The following is a 14,558-nucleotide window of genomic DNA, read 5'->3' on the forward strand; positions in this document are numbered from 1 at the left end:
GATGAAGGGGGGGCGGGTTAGGTGGGCGGGGGTGCGGCGGTTGCGGATGTCGACGTGGAGCTCGGCGCCGTCGGGCAGGGCGGGGGCGGTGTCGATCAGGGCGAGAGCGATGCCCTGCTTCCGGGTCGGGCTGAAGGTGCCGCTGGTCACCGTGCCGACCCGGGTGTCGCCCGCGTACACGGGCATGCCGGGGCGGGGAATGCCGCGGTCGACGGCGACCAGGCCGCGCAGCGTACGCGCCGGACCGGCGGCCTTCTCCGCGACAAGCACGTCGCGGCCCCAGAAGGCCGGCTTGTCCCAGCCGACCGCCCAACCGGAGCGGGCCTGCACCGGCGTGATCTCCAGCGAGAGGTCCTGCCCGTGCAGCGGGTACCCCATCTCGGTGCGCAGCGTGTCCCGGGCGGCCAGCCCACACGCCTGCGGCGCCGGCTCGGCGGCGAACAACGCGTCCCACACCGCGACCGCGTCGTCGGCCGGGACCACCAACTCGTAGCCCAGTTCGCCGGTGTAGCCGGTACGACACACGGTCAGCTCGACCGGGCCGAGCGCCGCCCGGGTGAAACTCATGTACCCGTGCCCGGTGGGCAGACCGAGCCCGCTCAGCAGTTCCGCCGACCGGGGCCCCTGCACGGCCAGTACGGCGTACCCCTCGTGTTCGTCGGTGATGGTGACCTGCGGCGGCGCGGCGGCGCGCAGCCGGCGTGCCACCTCGGCGCTGTTCGCCGCGTTCGGGATGAGGAAGACGTGGTCGTCGGCGTGCAGGTAGGCGATGATGTCGTCCACCACCCCACCGGTCGCCTCGTCGCAGCAGAGGGTGTACTGCGCCCGGCCCGGCCCGATGCGGCCCAGGTCGTTGCTGAGGCACGCGTTGACGAACTCCGCCGCCCCCGGCCCGGTCACCCGCACCTTGCCCAGGTGTGACACGTCGAACACCCCGACATCGGTACGCACTGCGGTGTGCTCGCGCAACACCCCGCCGCCGGCGTACTCCAGGGGCATCTCCCAGCCGCCGAACGGAGCGAACTTGGCGCCGAGCGCGGTGTGCCGGCCGGCCAGCGGAGAACGACGCAGCCGGGTCGCGGCGGCGTCGGTGGTCACCTCGGTCATGGGTGGCAACTTACCGGGACGCACCGGGCTGGTTAGCATCGGCGGGACCGCCGGATGACCCGGCGGGGCAGCAATGACGTCCGGCGGGTAATCATCCGCCGGGGAACTCCATCGCCGGTACGCCACCACGCGACCGGCCCGGCCCGCCCGGGAGCAGCCTCCGTGACATCGCCCAGCACCACCCTGAGCCTGGTCGACACCGACCCCGCCGAGCTCGCCGTCGACGCGATCGTGATCGGCGTGCACAGTACGACCGGCGAGCAGGACGCCACCAGCGGCCTCGCCGGCACCCTGCTGCTCGCCAGCGGCGCCGAGAGCATCGCCGCCGCCTTCGACGGCAAGCTGACCGAGACGCTGGCACTGCTCGGCGCGACCGGCGGCCCGGGCGAGGTGATCAAGTTGGCGACGCTGGGCACGGTCACCGCGCCGGTGCTCGCCGCCGTCGGCCTCGGCCCGGAGCCCAGTGGTGCGGCACCCGCCCCGGAGACGCTGCGCCGGGCGGCGGGCGCTGCCGTGCGTGCTCTGGCCGGCTCGGCCCGCGTGGCGATGACGCTGCCGCTGCCGGACGACGCCGACGCCGCCGACGCGCTGCGCGCGGTCGCCGAGGGCGCGCTGCTGGGCGGTTACCGCTTCGCCGGGTACAAGACCCGTCCGCAGCCGACCCGCCGCGAGCCGGTCGCCGAGGTGCTGGTGGCCGTACCGGACGCCGCGGACGCGGCGGCACAGGCCGAGGTGGTCCGGGCGCAGACGGTGGCCGGCGCGGTCCGGCGTACCCGCGACTGGGTCAACATCGCCCCGAACGAGCTGCGCCCGCCGGCCTTCGCCGACGCGGTCGCCGAGGCGGGTCGGGCGGCCGGTCTCGACGTCGAGGTGCTCGACGAGGTCGCTCTGCGCGAGGGCGGGTACGGCGGCATCATCGCCGTCGGTCAGGGCTCGGAGGCTCCGCCGCGACTGGTCAAGTTGACCTACACCCCGGACGGTGGCGGCACCGGTAAGCGGGTCGCCCTGGTCGGCAAGGGCATCACCTTCGACACCGGTGGCATCTCGATCAAGCCAGCCCAGGGCATGTGGGAGATGAAGTCCGACATGGCCGGGGCGGCGGCGGTGGCGGCCACCATGCTGGCGGTGGCCGAGCTGAAGCCGTCCGTGGCGGTGACCGGGTACGTGCCGATGGCGGAGAACATGCCGTCCGGGACCTCGTACCGGCCCGGCGACGTGATCACCATGTTCAACGGCAAGAAGGTGGAGGTGCTGAACACCGACGCCGAGGGCCGGATGATCCTCGGTGACGCGATGGCCCGGGCCTGCGCCGACGGCTGCGACTACCTGTTCGAGACCTCCACCCTGACCGGCGGTCAGGTCGTCTCGTTGGGCAAGCGGATCTCCGGCGTGATGGGTACGGCCGAGCTGTGCGAGCGGGTCCGCGGTGCCGGTGACGCGGTCGGCGAGCCCGCCTGGCCGATGCCGCTGCCGGACGACGTGCGCAAGGGCATGGACTCCGACGTCGCCGACATCTCTCAGGTCAACGCGGGCATGGACCGGGCCGGTCACATGCTCCAGGGCGGGGTCTTCCTGCGCGAGTTCGTCACCGACGACGTCGCCTGGGCGCACATCGACATCGCCGGCCCCTCGTACCACGCGGGCGAGGCGACCGGCTACTGGACCAAGGGCGGCACCGGTGTCCCGGTCCGCACCCTGCTGCACCTGATCGACGACGTGGCCGCCAACGGCTGAGTCCCGCGCGGGCTGCGCGGGCTGCGCGGGCTGCGCGGGCTGCGCGGGCTGCGCGGGCTGCGCAAGATTCGATCAGTTTCGGGGAAGTTGCTGTGCCCACGCGCCGGGAGGCAGCAACTTCCCCGCAACTGCCGCCTCCCGGTGGCAGCGCGCGGCACGGGGTGGCGCGGGGACGCGGCGCGGCGGGAGCGGTCAGTACCGCTCGGGGCGGCGTTTGCGGCGCTCGTTGTAGTCGCGCATGCGTTGCGGGTAGCCCATCAGCGCCACGTCGTAGATCGGGATGCTCAGCCGGTACGCGAACCGCCGCGCGCCGTCCGGCCCGTCGATCCGGCGTCGGGTCCACTCGCCGTCGTCGGCGATCAGGATCACCGTGGTCTCGGTGACGGTGGTACGCGGTTCGATGTACGCCTCGACGCCCTTGCGGGTGCGGACGAAGTTCTCAAGGTGCTCCAGATCGGCACGATTAGCCGTACGGTCAGGGTCAGCCGCGCGTGGTCGCTTGCTTCGCCGGAACAGTCCCACCGAGCCGTCTCCCCAGTCGTGGCGTATCGAAGGCAGAGCCAAGGGTACGTGGCGGCGACGTGTCGTTGGGCACCTCGGTACGCGGGTGCGACGCGGTGGTGACAAGATGGCCGAGGTGGGGTGTGTCCGTGTTACCCCGCCGTGACCCCCGATGCAGCGAAGCGACCTGGGAGTTGGACGTGAGCGAGCCGAACGACGCAACCTTCGACATCGTCATCCTCGGAGGTGGTAGCGGCGGTTACGCGACCGCACTGCGCGCCACCCAGTTGGGTCTTTCCGTGGCGCTTGTGGAAAAGGGCAAGCTCGGTGGCACCTGCCTGCACAACGGATGCATCCCGACCAAGGCGCTGCTGCACGCGGCCGAGATCGCCGACCAGACCCGCGAGTCGGAGCAGTTCGGTATCAAGGCCGAGCTGGTCGGCATCGACATGGCGGGGGTCAACTCGTACAAGGACGGCGTGATCTCGCGGCTCTACAAGGGCCTGCAGGGCATGCTCAAGGGCAACAAGTCGATCACGATCGTGGAGGGGCACGGCAAGCTTGTCGCGCCGAACGCGGTCGAGGTGGACGGCAAGCGGTACACCGGCCGCAACGTGGTGCTGGCCTCCGGGTCGTACGCCAAGAGCCTGCCGGGCCTGGAGATCGACGGTGAGCGGGTCATCACCAGCGACCACGCCCTGACCCTGGACCGGGTTCCCGCCTCGGCGATCGTGCTCGGCGGCGGTGTGATCGGCGTCGAGTTCGCCAGCGTGTGGAAGTCCTTCGGGGTGGACGTGACGATCATCGAGGCGCTGCCCCGGCTGGTCGCCGCCGAGGACGAGGAGTCGTCGAAGGCGCTGGAGCGGGCCTTCCGCAAGCGGAAGATCAACTTTAAGGTCGGCAAGCCGTTCGAGAAGGTCGAGAAGACCGACAACGGCGTGAAGGTGACCATCGCCGGCGGCGACACCGTCGAGGCCGAGCTGCTGCTGGTCGCGGTCGGCCGGGGCCCGAACACCGCCAACCTCGGCTACGAGGAGCAGGGCGTGAAGGTCGACCGGGGCTACGTGCTGACCGACGAGCGGCTGCGCACCAACGTGCCGAACGTCTACGCCGTGGGTGACATCGTGCCCGGTCTCCAGCTCGCCCACCGCGGCTTCCAGCAGGGCATCTTCGTCGCCGAGGAGATCGCCGGCCAGAACCCGGCGGTGATCGACGAGGCGGGCATTCCCCGGGTCACCTACAGCGACCCGGAGCTGGCGTCGGTCGGCCTCACCGAGGCGAAGGCCAAGGAGCAGTACGGCGCCGACAAGGTCAAGACCTACAACTACAACCTCGGCGGCAACGGCAAGAGCCAGATCCTCAAGACGGCCGGTTTCGTGAAGCTGGTGCGGGTCGAGGACGGCCCGGTGGTCGGCGTGCACATGGTCGGCGCGCGGGTCGGCGAACTGGTCGGCGAGGCGCAGCTGATCTACAACTGGGAGGCGTACCCGGGCGAGGTGGCGCAGCTCGTGCACGCCCACCCGACGCAGAACGAGGCTCTGGGCGAGGCGCACCTCGCGCTCGCCGGCAAGCCGCTGCACGCGCACGCCTGACCACGACGTACCCGCGGCGTCCGGCGACGGGCGGCGCTCCCCCCACCAGGGAAATGAAGGAGTCTGGAGAACATGCCGGTATCGGTCACCATGCCCCGGCTCGGCGAGAGCGTCACCGAGGGCACCGTCACGCGCTGGCTCAAGCAGGAGGGCGACACCGTCGAGGTCGACGAGCCGCTGCTCGAGGTTTCCACCGACAAGGTCGACACCGAGATCCCGTCCCCGGCGGCCGGGGTGCTGACCCGGATCGTGGTGGGCGAGGACGAGACGGCCGAGGTCGGCAGCGAGCTGGCGGTGATCTCCGGCGAGGGCGAGTCGGCCGGCGGCGGAGCCGCCCCGCAGCAGCAGGAGGCCCCCGCCGAGCAGGCCGCCGAGGCTGCGGCGGAGCCGGAGGCCGAGGCGGAGCAGCCCGCCGTCGAGGAGCCGGCCGAGCAGCCGGCGCAGGCGGCCCCGGCGCCGTCGGGCGAGGGCACTCCGGTGCAGATGCCGGCCCTGGGCGAGAGCGTGACCGAGGGTACGGTCACCCGCTGGCTCAAGCAGGTCGGCGAGACCGTCGAGGTCGACGAGCCACTGCTGGAGGTCTCCACCGACAAGGTCGACACGGAGATCCCCTCGCCGGTCGCCGGCACCGTCCTGGAGATCAAGGTCGCCGAGGACGAGACCGCAGAGGTCGGCGCGACCCTGGCCGTGGTTGGTGCCGCCGGTGGCGCGCCGGCCGAGGCGAAGCCGGAACCGAAGCCCGCGGCGGAGGCGAAGCCCGAGCCGAAGCCCGAGCCGCAGGTCTCCGAGCCGACGCCCGGCATGTCGTACAACGAGCCGGCCGCCGAGGCCGAGACCGCGCAGGAGCCGGTCAAGGCCGAGCAGGCGGCGCAGCCGCCGGCCGCGGCCCCGCAGCGCGCGGCGGCGCCGTCCAACGGCGGCGAGCAGGCGGCCGGTTACGTGACCCCGCTGGTACGCAAGCTGGCCAGCGAGCACAACGTGGACCTCGCCTCGGTCAATGGCACCGGTGTCGGCGGTCGGATCCGCAAGCAGGACGTGCTGGACGCGGCTGAGAAGGCCAAGGCGGCCAAGGCCGCGCCGGCACCGGCGGCAGCACAGCCGGCGGCGGGCGCACCGGCCAAGCCAGCCGCCAAGCCGCAGCCGAGCGCCAAGCGGGGCACCACCGAGAAGCTGCCGCGCATTCGCGCGGCCATCGCCAAGCGGATGCTCTCGTCGCTGCACGAGATGGCGCAGCTGACCACGGTGGTCGAGGTGGACGTCACGAAGGTCGCCAAGCTGCGGGCGCAGGCCAAGGAGTCGTTCCAGCAGCGGCACGGTGTCAAGCTGTCGTTCCTGCCGTTCTTCGCTCTCGCGGCCATCGAGGCGCTTCAGGCGTACCCGATCGTCAACGCCAGCATGGACCTGGACGGCGGGACGATCACCTACCCGGACGCCGAGAACCTCGGCATCGCGGTGGACACCGAGCGGGGCCTGCTGGTGCCGGTCATCCACAACGCCGGTGACCTCAACCTGGGCGGTATCGCCAAGCGGGTCGCCGACCTGGCCGAGCGGACCCGGACCAACAAGATCAGCCCCGACGAGATCGCCGGTGCGACCTTCACGCTTACCAACACCGGCAGCCGGGGCGCTCTCTTCGACACCCCGATCGTGCCGTCGCCGCAGTCGGCGATGCTGGGTACGGGTGCCGTGGTCAAGCGTCCGGTCGTGGTGAACGACCCGGATCTGGGCGAGGTCATCGCGGTACGCCAGATGGTCTACCTGGCCCTGTCCTACGATCACCGGCTGATCGACGGCGCCGACGCGGCCCGCTTCCTGACCGCGGTCAAGGAGCGCCTGGAGACCGGCAACTTCGAAGCCGAACTGGGCCTGTAGCCCGAGTCGAACAGCAGAGCGCCCCGGTCCACGTGGACCGGGGCGCTCTGCTGTTCCTTCCCACCGTCGGCGACCGGGAAGAGCGCGACCGGGCCCGACGCCTGCTCGACCTGCTGATGGACGGCCTGCGGTACCGCCGGCCTGACTGATCGGAAACGGGCGTACGCCCAGGTAGACGCTGCCAGACTCAGCCCGTGGGCGACGTGGGCTGGCGGGGACGGCTCGGGCCGGCCGTCGGCATCGCACCCGGCGCCCGGGTCGACAAGTTCGAGATCTTCTTCGACCTGGTCTTCGTCTTCTCGTTCTTCATCATCACCCGCGCCACCGCCGCCAACATCAACGGGACCCAACTGCTGCACGCCTCGCTGGTGCTGGCCGTGCTCTGGTGGTGCTGGGTGGTGCACACGGTGGTGGCCACCCGCATCCGCATCGGCGAGGGTTTCGTGCCGGTGCTGATGGTCGTCTCGATGGCCGCGCTGTTCTGCTTCGCCCTGGCCCTGCCACAGGCGTTCCAGGACCACAAGGAGGAGGCCGGGCCGATCGTGGTCGCGGTCAGCTACGTGGTCATCCGGGCCATCCATTTGATCCTGTTCCTACACGTCGTACGCGACAACCCGGCGGAACGCCGGCAACTGCTCCGGTATGCCCCGGAGCTGGCGCTGAGCACCGCGCTACTGCTGGTGGCCGCCCTGCTACCCACCCACATCGGCGATGCCGGGACGGCCGCGTTCGTCCGCGACGCGCTCTGGGTGAGCGTGGTGCTGCTCCAGTACGGCACCGGGCTGCTGGCCCGTACCTGGGGCTGGCAGGTGACCTCGGCGGAGCACTGGACCGAGCGGTACGACCTGATCCTGATCATCGCGCTCGGCGAGTCGGTGATCTCCGTCGGCGTCGGCAGCAACCTGCTCGGCCAGGCACCGACCTGGCCCGGGGTGACCGCCGCCGTCTTCGGGATCTTCTTCACCGCCGCCCTCTGGTGGGTGCACTACGACCTGATCGGCCCGGCCGCCCGGATCGCCCTGCACGCCAGCCTGGGTCGCGCCCGGGTGCTGATGGCCCGAGACGCCTACGCGTACCTCTACCTGCCGATGATCGCCGGGATCATCCTGTTCGCCCTCGGCGCCGAGGGCATCGTGCACGACATCGCCGAGCCCGGCGTGCCGGTGACCGAACCGGCGCACGGGCCGAACGTGCCGATGCTGTTCGGCGGGGTGTTCCTCTACCTGCTCGGGAACATGGCATTCCAGCTACGCACCCTGCACACGCTGAGCTGGACCCGGGTCGCCACCCTGGTCGTGCTGCTCGCCGCGATCCCGGTCGCCATGCCGATGCCCGGGCTGGTCGCCCTCGGGCTGCTCACCGCGATCTGCGTCGGCCTGGTCTTCGCCGAAGTGGTGCTGATGTCCGAGGCCCGGCACACGCTGCGCGCCGCGGTCTTCGCGGAACGCACCACCCACGAGACCCACGAGGCCGCCTACCGCGCCCGCTGGCACGGCCAACCCCCCGGCACGACCTGACCCGTACGACACGGCCAGTCGAAGCCGCTGCGCGGCACGACGTGCGGCATGTTGGGTGATTGCCGGCGATTTGAGGGCGCGAGATGCGGCATCTCGTGCAGCAACACGGGGAGGTCCGGCGCGGCCACCGACGAGGTCGCCTGAGCGCGCTTGACTTCGAGTGCGCTCCAAGCGCGACGCTGGGCGGCATGACGACGACACGGAAACTGGGTCGCAGCGGGATCGAGGTCAGCGCCATCGGCATGGGCTGCTGGGCGATCGGCGGGCCGCTGTGGGGGGACGACCGGCAGCCGTTGGGCTGGGGCGAGGTGGACGACGAGGAGTCGGTGCGGGCCGTGCACGCGGCGATCGAGCACGGGGTGACCTTCTTCGACACGGCCAGCAACTACGGGGCCGGGCACAGCGAGCGGGTGCTCGGTCGGGCGCTGGCCGGGCGGCGCGACCGGGTGGTGATCGCCACCAAGTTCGGCTTCACCTCCGACGAGGCGACCCGCCGGGCCACCGGCGAGGATCACCGTCCCGAGTACGCGGTGGCCAGTCTGGAGGCGTCGCTGCGCCGACTCGACACCGACCACGTCGACCTGTTGCAGCTGCACCTGAACGATCTGGCTCCGGCGCTCGCGCTCGACCTGGTCGACACGCTGGAGAGCCTGGTCACCCAGGGCAAGATCCGGGCGTACGGGTGGAGCACCGACTATCCCGCCTCGGCTGCCGCCTTCGCCCCGGCCGCCCCGCACTGCACGGCGATCCAGCACGACCAGTCCGTGCTGCGGGACAACGCCGACCTGCTGGCGGTCTGCGAGAAGTACGACCTGGCCAGCATCAACCGGGGGCCACTGGCGATGGGGCTGCTCACCGCCGCGACCCGGTCGCTGGGCGACGACGACGTGCGGGGGCGGGCACCGGAGTGGTTGCCCTGGTTCACCGACGGCCGCCCGGCGCCGGAGTGGGCGCAGCGGGTGGCTCGGGTACGCGCGGCACTCACCGCCGACGGCCGTACCCTCGCTCAGGGCGCGCTCGGCTGGCTGCTGGCCCGCAGCCCGCGTACGGTGCCGATTCCCGGCTTCCGCACGGTGGCGCAGGTCGAGGAGAACGCCCGGGTGCTCACCCTCGGGCCACTGCCCGCCGACGCCTACGACGAGGTCGAGCGGCACCTGTCGGAGCTACGTAGGGACGGGGCCGCCACGCCAGCGTGACCGACTCGACGCGGCCGGGTCGCCGCGCGTACCCGAAGATGGAGGGCATGCGGATCCTCATGGCCGGCGTGTCCGGCTTCCTCGGCACCCGGCTGGTCGACCTGCTCGTGGCCGACGGGCACCAGGTGACCCGGCTGGTACGACGAGCGCCGCGCGCCGCCGACGAGCGACGATGGTCGCCGTCGGCGGCGCAGTTGGACCCGGCGGTGGTCGCCGAGGCCGACGCGGTGATCAACCTGGCCGGCGCCGGTGTCGGCGACCGGCGCTGGAACGACAGGTACCGGCAGTTGATCCGGTCCAGCCGGGTGGACACCACCACCACCCTGGCCACCACGATCGCCGGGCTGCCGGCGGCCGACCGGCCGGAGGTGCTGCTGAACGCCTCGGCGATCGGCTGGTACGGCAACACCGGCGACCGGGTGGTCGAGGAGGACTCGCCGGCCGGCGAGGGTTTCCTCGCCGACGTGGCCCGGGTGTGGGAGGCGGCCACCCGGCCGGCCGAGGACGCCGGGGTACGGGTGGTGCGGCTGCGCACCGGGCTGCCGCTGCACCGCGACGGTGGGTTGCTCAAGCCGCAGCTGCTGCCGTTCAAGCTGGGCATCGCCGGCCGGCTCGGCAGCGGCCGGCAGTGGATTCCGTGGATCTCGATGACCGACTGGCTCAACGCCACCACGTTCCTGCTGGCCCGGGCCGACCTCGCCGGGCCGGTCAACGTGGTCGGCCCGGCGCCGGTCACCAACGCCGAGTTCACCCGCGAGCTGGCCCGCCAACTGAACCGTCCCGCGGTCATCCCGATCCCGGCGCTGGCCCTGAAGGTCGCCCTCGGCGGCTTCGCCCAGGAGGCGCTGACCAGCACCCGCGTCCTCCCCGGCGTCCTCAACCGCGCCCAGTTCACCTTCCGCCACCCCGACCTCCCCACCGCCCTCCACGCTGCCCTCCACGACTAACCGCCCACCCACCCCTCCCCCCGGATGCACGCGTTGATCATGAGGTTAGCGGCGAAGATGATCTCCAGGACTGCCGCTAACCTCATGATCAACGGGGTGGGGTGGGGTGGGGTGGGGTGGGGTGGGTTAGCAGCCGATGAGCCAGTGGTTGGGGGCGGTTTGGCGCAGGGTGGTGGTGTAGAAGGTGTTGTAGAGACCCATCCGCTGGTTGGAGCCGTTGGCGTAGGCGTAGCCGCCGGAGTGGTAGGCGCGGCCGGCGGTGACGTGGGCGTAGTTGCTGGCGGTGACGCAGGTCGGGGTGCCGGTCGGGGTCGGGCTCGCGGTCGGGGTCGGGGTCGGGGTCGCCGTCGGGGTCGGGCTGGTCGTGGGGCTCACCGTGGGGGTCGGGGTGGTGCCGCCGTTCAGGCCGAAGAAGACCGCGTCGTGGTACGTCGAGCAGATGGTGTCCAGGAAGTACGCGGCGGCGGTGCCGCACTGGTCCGCGCCCGAGCCCGGGTCGACGGGAGTGCCGTGCCCCATGCCGGAGACCCGGTGTACGCGGACCACGTCGTTGCCGTAGACCTCGACGCTGGTGCCGGCCGGCAGTTGTCGGGTGCTGGTGGGCGTCTGCGAGACACCGAGCACGTTGGTCCACTGGTCGCGGGACTCGGTGGCGTTCGCCGTCGCCACCGTGTAGTCACTGGTCCCGTGCCAGATGGCCACCTTCGGGCGGGTACCCGAGTAGCCGGGGTAGGCGTTGCGGACGAGATCACCCCACTGCGCGGGGGTCTTGTCCACGCCGGGGCTCATGCAGGAGAAGGCATTGATCATGCTGGTGGCACAGCGGTGCGGCAGCCCGGCGATGATCGAGCCACCGGCGAAGACGTCCGGGTAGGTCGCCAGCATGGTGGCGCTCATCGCCCCGCCGGCCGACAGCCCGCTGACGTAGACCCGGTTGGCGGCCGTGCCGTACGCCGATCGGGCGTGGTCGACCATCTGCTTGATGGAGAGCGCCTCGCCCTGCCCACGGGACGTGTCGCCGGTCTCGAACCAGTTGAAGCAGGAGCTGGAGTTGTTGGCCGAACGCTGCTCGGGGACGATCAGCGCGAACCGCCACTGGTCGGCGTACTTCTGCCAACCGGAGTTGGCGAAGTAGCCGCTGGCGTTCTGGGCGCAGCCGTGCAGCAGCACCACGGCCGGGGCGCCGGAGGGCAGATTGTCCGGCCGGTACGCGTACATGGCGAGGTTGCCGGGGTTGGAGCCGAAGCCGGTGACCTGGGTGAGGGACGCGGCCTGGGCGGGCGCGGCGACGGCCACCAGCGCGGTGGCGGCCAGGGCCAGCCCGGCCAGCGCACCGGCGAGCCGGGTACGGGTGCGGCGCACGGGAGCCTCCATGTTTGTGAGCTGGATCACCAATGATTGCCGCGACGTTACGCAGTTGTGTCGCACCGATGACATGGCGGCCGTGCACATATTCGTCGATGCCCGGGTGTGGCAGCGCAGGCCGCCGCCTACCTGCCGGGTCTGACCGGCGTGTCCCGGTGCGGTTGGTAACGTCCGCTAGGTGCCCACCTCCCCGTCCGTGGCGTCCGCGCCCGCCTCACCGTCGCCGTCGCGGATCGCTCGCGACCGCCGCGCCGACCTGACCGTGGTGCTTGTCGCGTTGGCGCTCGCCGTCTGGGTGACCAGCGGGCTGTGGATCGACCCGAACGGGCGGGCGATCACCGTCAACTCCAGCGACCAGGCGCTGTTCGAATGGTTGCTGGCCTTCGGCGGGCACGCGCTGACCCATGGGGACAACCCCCTCTACACCTATCTGATCAACGTCCCGGACGGGGTCAACCTCGCGGTCAACACCTCGATCACGGTGTACGCGGCGGTCTTCGCCCCGCTGACGTACCTGATCGGCCCGTCGGCCACCTTCCTGGTGATCCTCACCCTCAACCTGGCCGCCACCGCCGTCGCCTGGTACTGGCTGCTCTCCCGGCACCTGGTCCGCAGCCCGCTCGCCGCGGCCGTCGGCGGACTGTTCATCGGCTTCTCCCCCGGGATGGTCTCGCACGCCAACGCCCACCTGAACTGGACCGCCGGCTGGCTGGTGCCACTGCTGGCGTGGCGGCTGTTCGCGCTGCGCCGGCCGGGCCACTGGTTGCGGGACGGCGCCGTCCTCGGCGTAATCGTCGCGGTCGCCTTCTCGATCGCCGCCGAGGGACTCTTCTTCACCGCGCTGGCGCTCGGGCTCTTCGTCGCCGTCTGGGCGCTGCATCCGGCCAACCGGATCGAGGCCCGCGCCGTACTGCCCTCGTTCCTGCGCGGGCTGGCGGTGACCGCGGTGGTCGCCGGGGTGTTGCTGGCCTACCCGCTGTGGCTGCACTTCGCCGGGCCGCAGCGATTCCACGGCACCGGCTTCGACGCGGTGATCCATTCCGAGGACATCGCCGCGTACGCCGCCTATCCGCGCCGCTCCCTGGGCGGCGAGGCCGGATTCGGCACCTCGCTGGCGCCGAACCCCACCGAGGAGAACTCCTTCTTCGGGCTGCCGCTGCTGGTGCTCACCGTCGGCTGTTTCGTGCTGCTGTGGCGGGGCGGTGACGCCCGTCGACGGGCCACCCTGTGGGCCCTCGGGATCGTCGCGGTGGTGTTCACCGCGCTCTCGTTCGGGCCGGTGGCCAAGGTCGACGGCCGGCGCACCGACCTGCCGATGCCCTTCGACCTGCTCGGGCACCTGCCGGTGGTGAACGCCGCGCTGCCCGCCCGGTTCGCGCTGGTGGTGACGCCGGTGATCGGCCTGCTGCTGGCGTACGCGGTGGACCATCTGCGTCGACGTCCCATCGGCCGCCCGGCGGCGGTGGCCTGGACGGTCGGCTTCGCGGTGGCCCTGGTGCCGCTGCTCCCCACTCCGCTGCTGACCAGCGAACGTGAGCCGATCCCCCGCTTCATCACCTCCGGCGCCTGGCGGGACTACGTCTCCCCGGGAGGGGTGCTGACTCCGGCACCGCTCACCCTCGACGTCTACCCCGACGGCCAGCGTTGGCAGGCGTACGCGCTGGCGAACCGGCAGGGGGAATTCGCCATCCCGTCCGGTTTCTTCCTCGGTCCCGGCGGTCCGGACGACCGGGGACGCATCGGTCCGGTGCCACGCCCGTTCGGCGCGCTGCTCGACCAGGCCGCCCGCAGCGGTCTGCCACCGATCGTCACCGAGGGCACCCGCGAAGAGGTCCGGGCCGACCTGGAGCACTGGCGGATCGAGACCGTGGTGCTCGCCGACCAGGTGCACGGTGCCAAGTGGCCGGTCGACGAGGAGGCCATCCGCCGCACCCTGGTCCTGCTCTTCGGCGAGCCGGAGCGGGTCGAGGACGTCTGGGTGTGGCAGGTCCGGCGGTGAGCCGGCCGGTCCGGTGGTGAGCCGGCTGGTCCGGCGGTGAGCCGGCTCACCACTGGAGACCAGCGGGTACGGGTCTAGGCTGGACGCGTGACCGTGACGACCTCCGGCCTGACGGCCGTACGCGCCGGTGTCCTCGACTACTCCGCCGCCTGGGACGAACAGCGGCGCCTGCACGAGGCGGTGGTCGCCGGCGGGCAGGGCGACACCGTGCTGCTGCTGGAGCACCCGAGCGTCTACACGGCGGGCAAGCGCACCGAGCCGTGGGACCGCCCCGTCGACGGCACCCCCGTGATCGATGTGGACCGCGGCGGCAAGATCACCTGGCACGGCCCAGGCCAGTTGGTGGGCTACCCGATCGTGCGCCTACCCGATCCGGTCGACGTGGTCGCGTACGTACGCCGGGTCGAGCAGCTGCTGATCGACGTGTGCGCCGAGTTCGGGCTGACCGCGGGCCGGGTCGACGGGCGCAGCGGGGTGTGGGTGCCCGCCGACGACCGGGGCCCGGAGCGCAAGGTCGCGGCGATCGGCATCCGGGTAGCCCGCGGCGTCACGCTGCACGGCTTCGCCATCAACTGCGACTGCGACCTGGCGTACTTCGACCGGATCGTGCCGTGTGGCATCCGCGATGCCGGCGTCACCTCCCTCGCCGCCGAGCTCGGTCGCCCCATCACCGTCGCCGACGTCCTCCCCGCAGTAGAACGCCACCTCCCCACCCTCCTCCCCACCCC

Annotated in this window: 11 protein-coding genes; 8 read left to right on the forward strand and 3 right to left on the reverse strand. The window is 71.8% G+C overall.

Annotated elements, in window-relative coordinates; all coding sequences use genetic code 11:
- Positions 1-1,107 (reverse strand): glycine cleavage system aminomethyltransferase GcvT (gene gcvT / locus KBX50_RS32100; RefSeq protein ID WP_210941592.1); only part of this gene is annotated, 1,107 nt, incomplete at its 3' end.
- Between the two features lie 162 nt (positions 1,108-1,269).
- On the opposite strand from gcvT, the gene KBX50_RS32105 reads away from it, so the two are divergent.
- Positions 1,270-2,841, forward strand: a complete 1,572-nt coding sequence (locus tag KBX50_RS32105; RefSeq protein WP_210941593.1) for a leucyl aminopeptidase — start codon at positions 1,270-1,272, stop codon at positions 2,839-2,841.
- Between the two features lie 192 nt (positions 2,842-3,033).
- Here KBX50_RS32105 and KBX50_RS32110 read toward each other — a convergent pair whose 3' ends face one another.
- Positions 3,034-3,363 (reverse strand): hypothetical protein, encoded by a 330-nt coding sequence (locus KBX50_RS32110; RefSeq protein WP_210941594.1) that lies wholly within the window; start codon positions 3,361-3,363, stop codon positions 3,034-3,036.
- A gap of 179 nt (positions 3,364-3,542) precedes the next feature.
- On the opposite strand from KBX50_RS32110, the gene lpdA reads away from it, so the two are divergent.
- From lpdA to KBX50_RS32135, 5 genes are all read left to right on the forward strand, one after another.
- Positions 3,543-4,934 (forward strand): dihydrolipoyl dehydrogenase, encoded by a 1,392-nt coding sequence (gene lpdA / locus KBX50_RS32115; protein WP_210941595.1) that lies wholly within the window; start codon positions 3,543-3,545, stop codon positions 4,932-4,934.
- A 72-nt stretch (positions 4,935-5,006) separates the two neighbouring features.
- Positions 5,007-6,806 (forward strand): 2-oxoglutarate dehydrogenase, E2 component, dihydrolipoamide succinyltransferase, encoded by a 1,800-nt coding sequence (gene sucB, locus KBX50_RS32120; RefSeq protein ID WP_210941596.1) that lies wholly within the window; start codon positions 5,007-5,009, stop codon positions 6,804-6,806.
- Between the two features lie 194 nt (positions 6,807-7,000).
- On the forward strand, positions 7,001-8,323 hold the full coding sequence (locus KBX50_RS32125; RefSeq protein ID WP_210941597.1) for a low temperature requirement protein A: 1,323 nt from the start codon (positions 7,001-7,003) through the stop codon (positions 8,321-8,323).
- Positions 8,324-8,511: 188 nt separating this feature from the next.
- Complete coding sequence (locus tag KBX50_RS32130; RefSeq protein WP_210941598.1) at positions 8,512-9,519, forward strand: aldo/keto reductase; 1,008 nt, start codon at positions 8,512-8,514, stop codon at positions 9,517-9,519.
- A gap of 47 nt (positions 9,520-9,566) precedes the next feature.
- Positions 9,567-10,466, forward strand: a complete 900-nt coding sequence (locus tag KBX50_RS32135) for a TIGR01777 family oxidoreductase (RefSeq protein ID WP_210941599.1) — start codon at positions 9,567-9,569, stop codon at positions 10,464-10,466.
- Between the two features lie 126 nt (positions 10,467-10,592).
- Here the strand turns inward: KBX50_RS32135 and KBX50_RS32140 are convergent, their stop codons facing one another.
- The gene (locus KBX50_RS32140) at positions 10,593-11,828 is read right to left on the reverse strand and encodes a PHB depolymerase family esterase (protein ID WP_307871139.1); all 1,236 of its coding nucleotides are present in this window, start codon (positions 11,826-11,828) and stop codon (positions 10,593-10,595) included.
- Positions 11,829-12,009: 181 nt separating this feature from the next.
- On the opposite strand from KBX50_RS32140, the gene KBX50_RS32145 reads away from it, so the two are divergent.
- A complete protein-coding gene (locus tag KBX50_RS32145; RefSeq protein ID WP_210941601.1) occupies positions 12,010-13,830 on the forward strand; it encodes a DUF2079 domain-containing protein in 1,821 nt (606 codons plus the stop codon).
- An 87-nt stretch (positions 13,831-13,917) separates the two neighbouring features.
- Positions 13,918-14,558 (forward strand): lipoyl(octanoyl) transferase LipB (gene lipB, locus KBX50_RS32150; protein WP_210941602.1); only part of this gene is annotated, 641 nt, incomplete at its 3' end.

The organism is Micromonospora sp. C51, assembly GCF_018070435.1.
GTDB lineage: Bacteria > Actinomycetota > Actinomycetes > Mycobacteriales > Micromonosporaceae > Micromonospora > Micromonospora sediminimaris.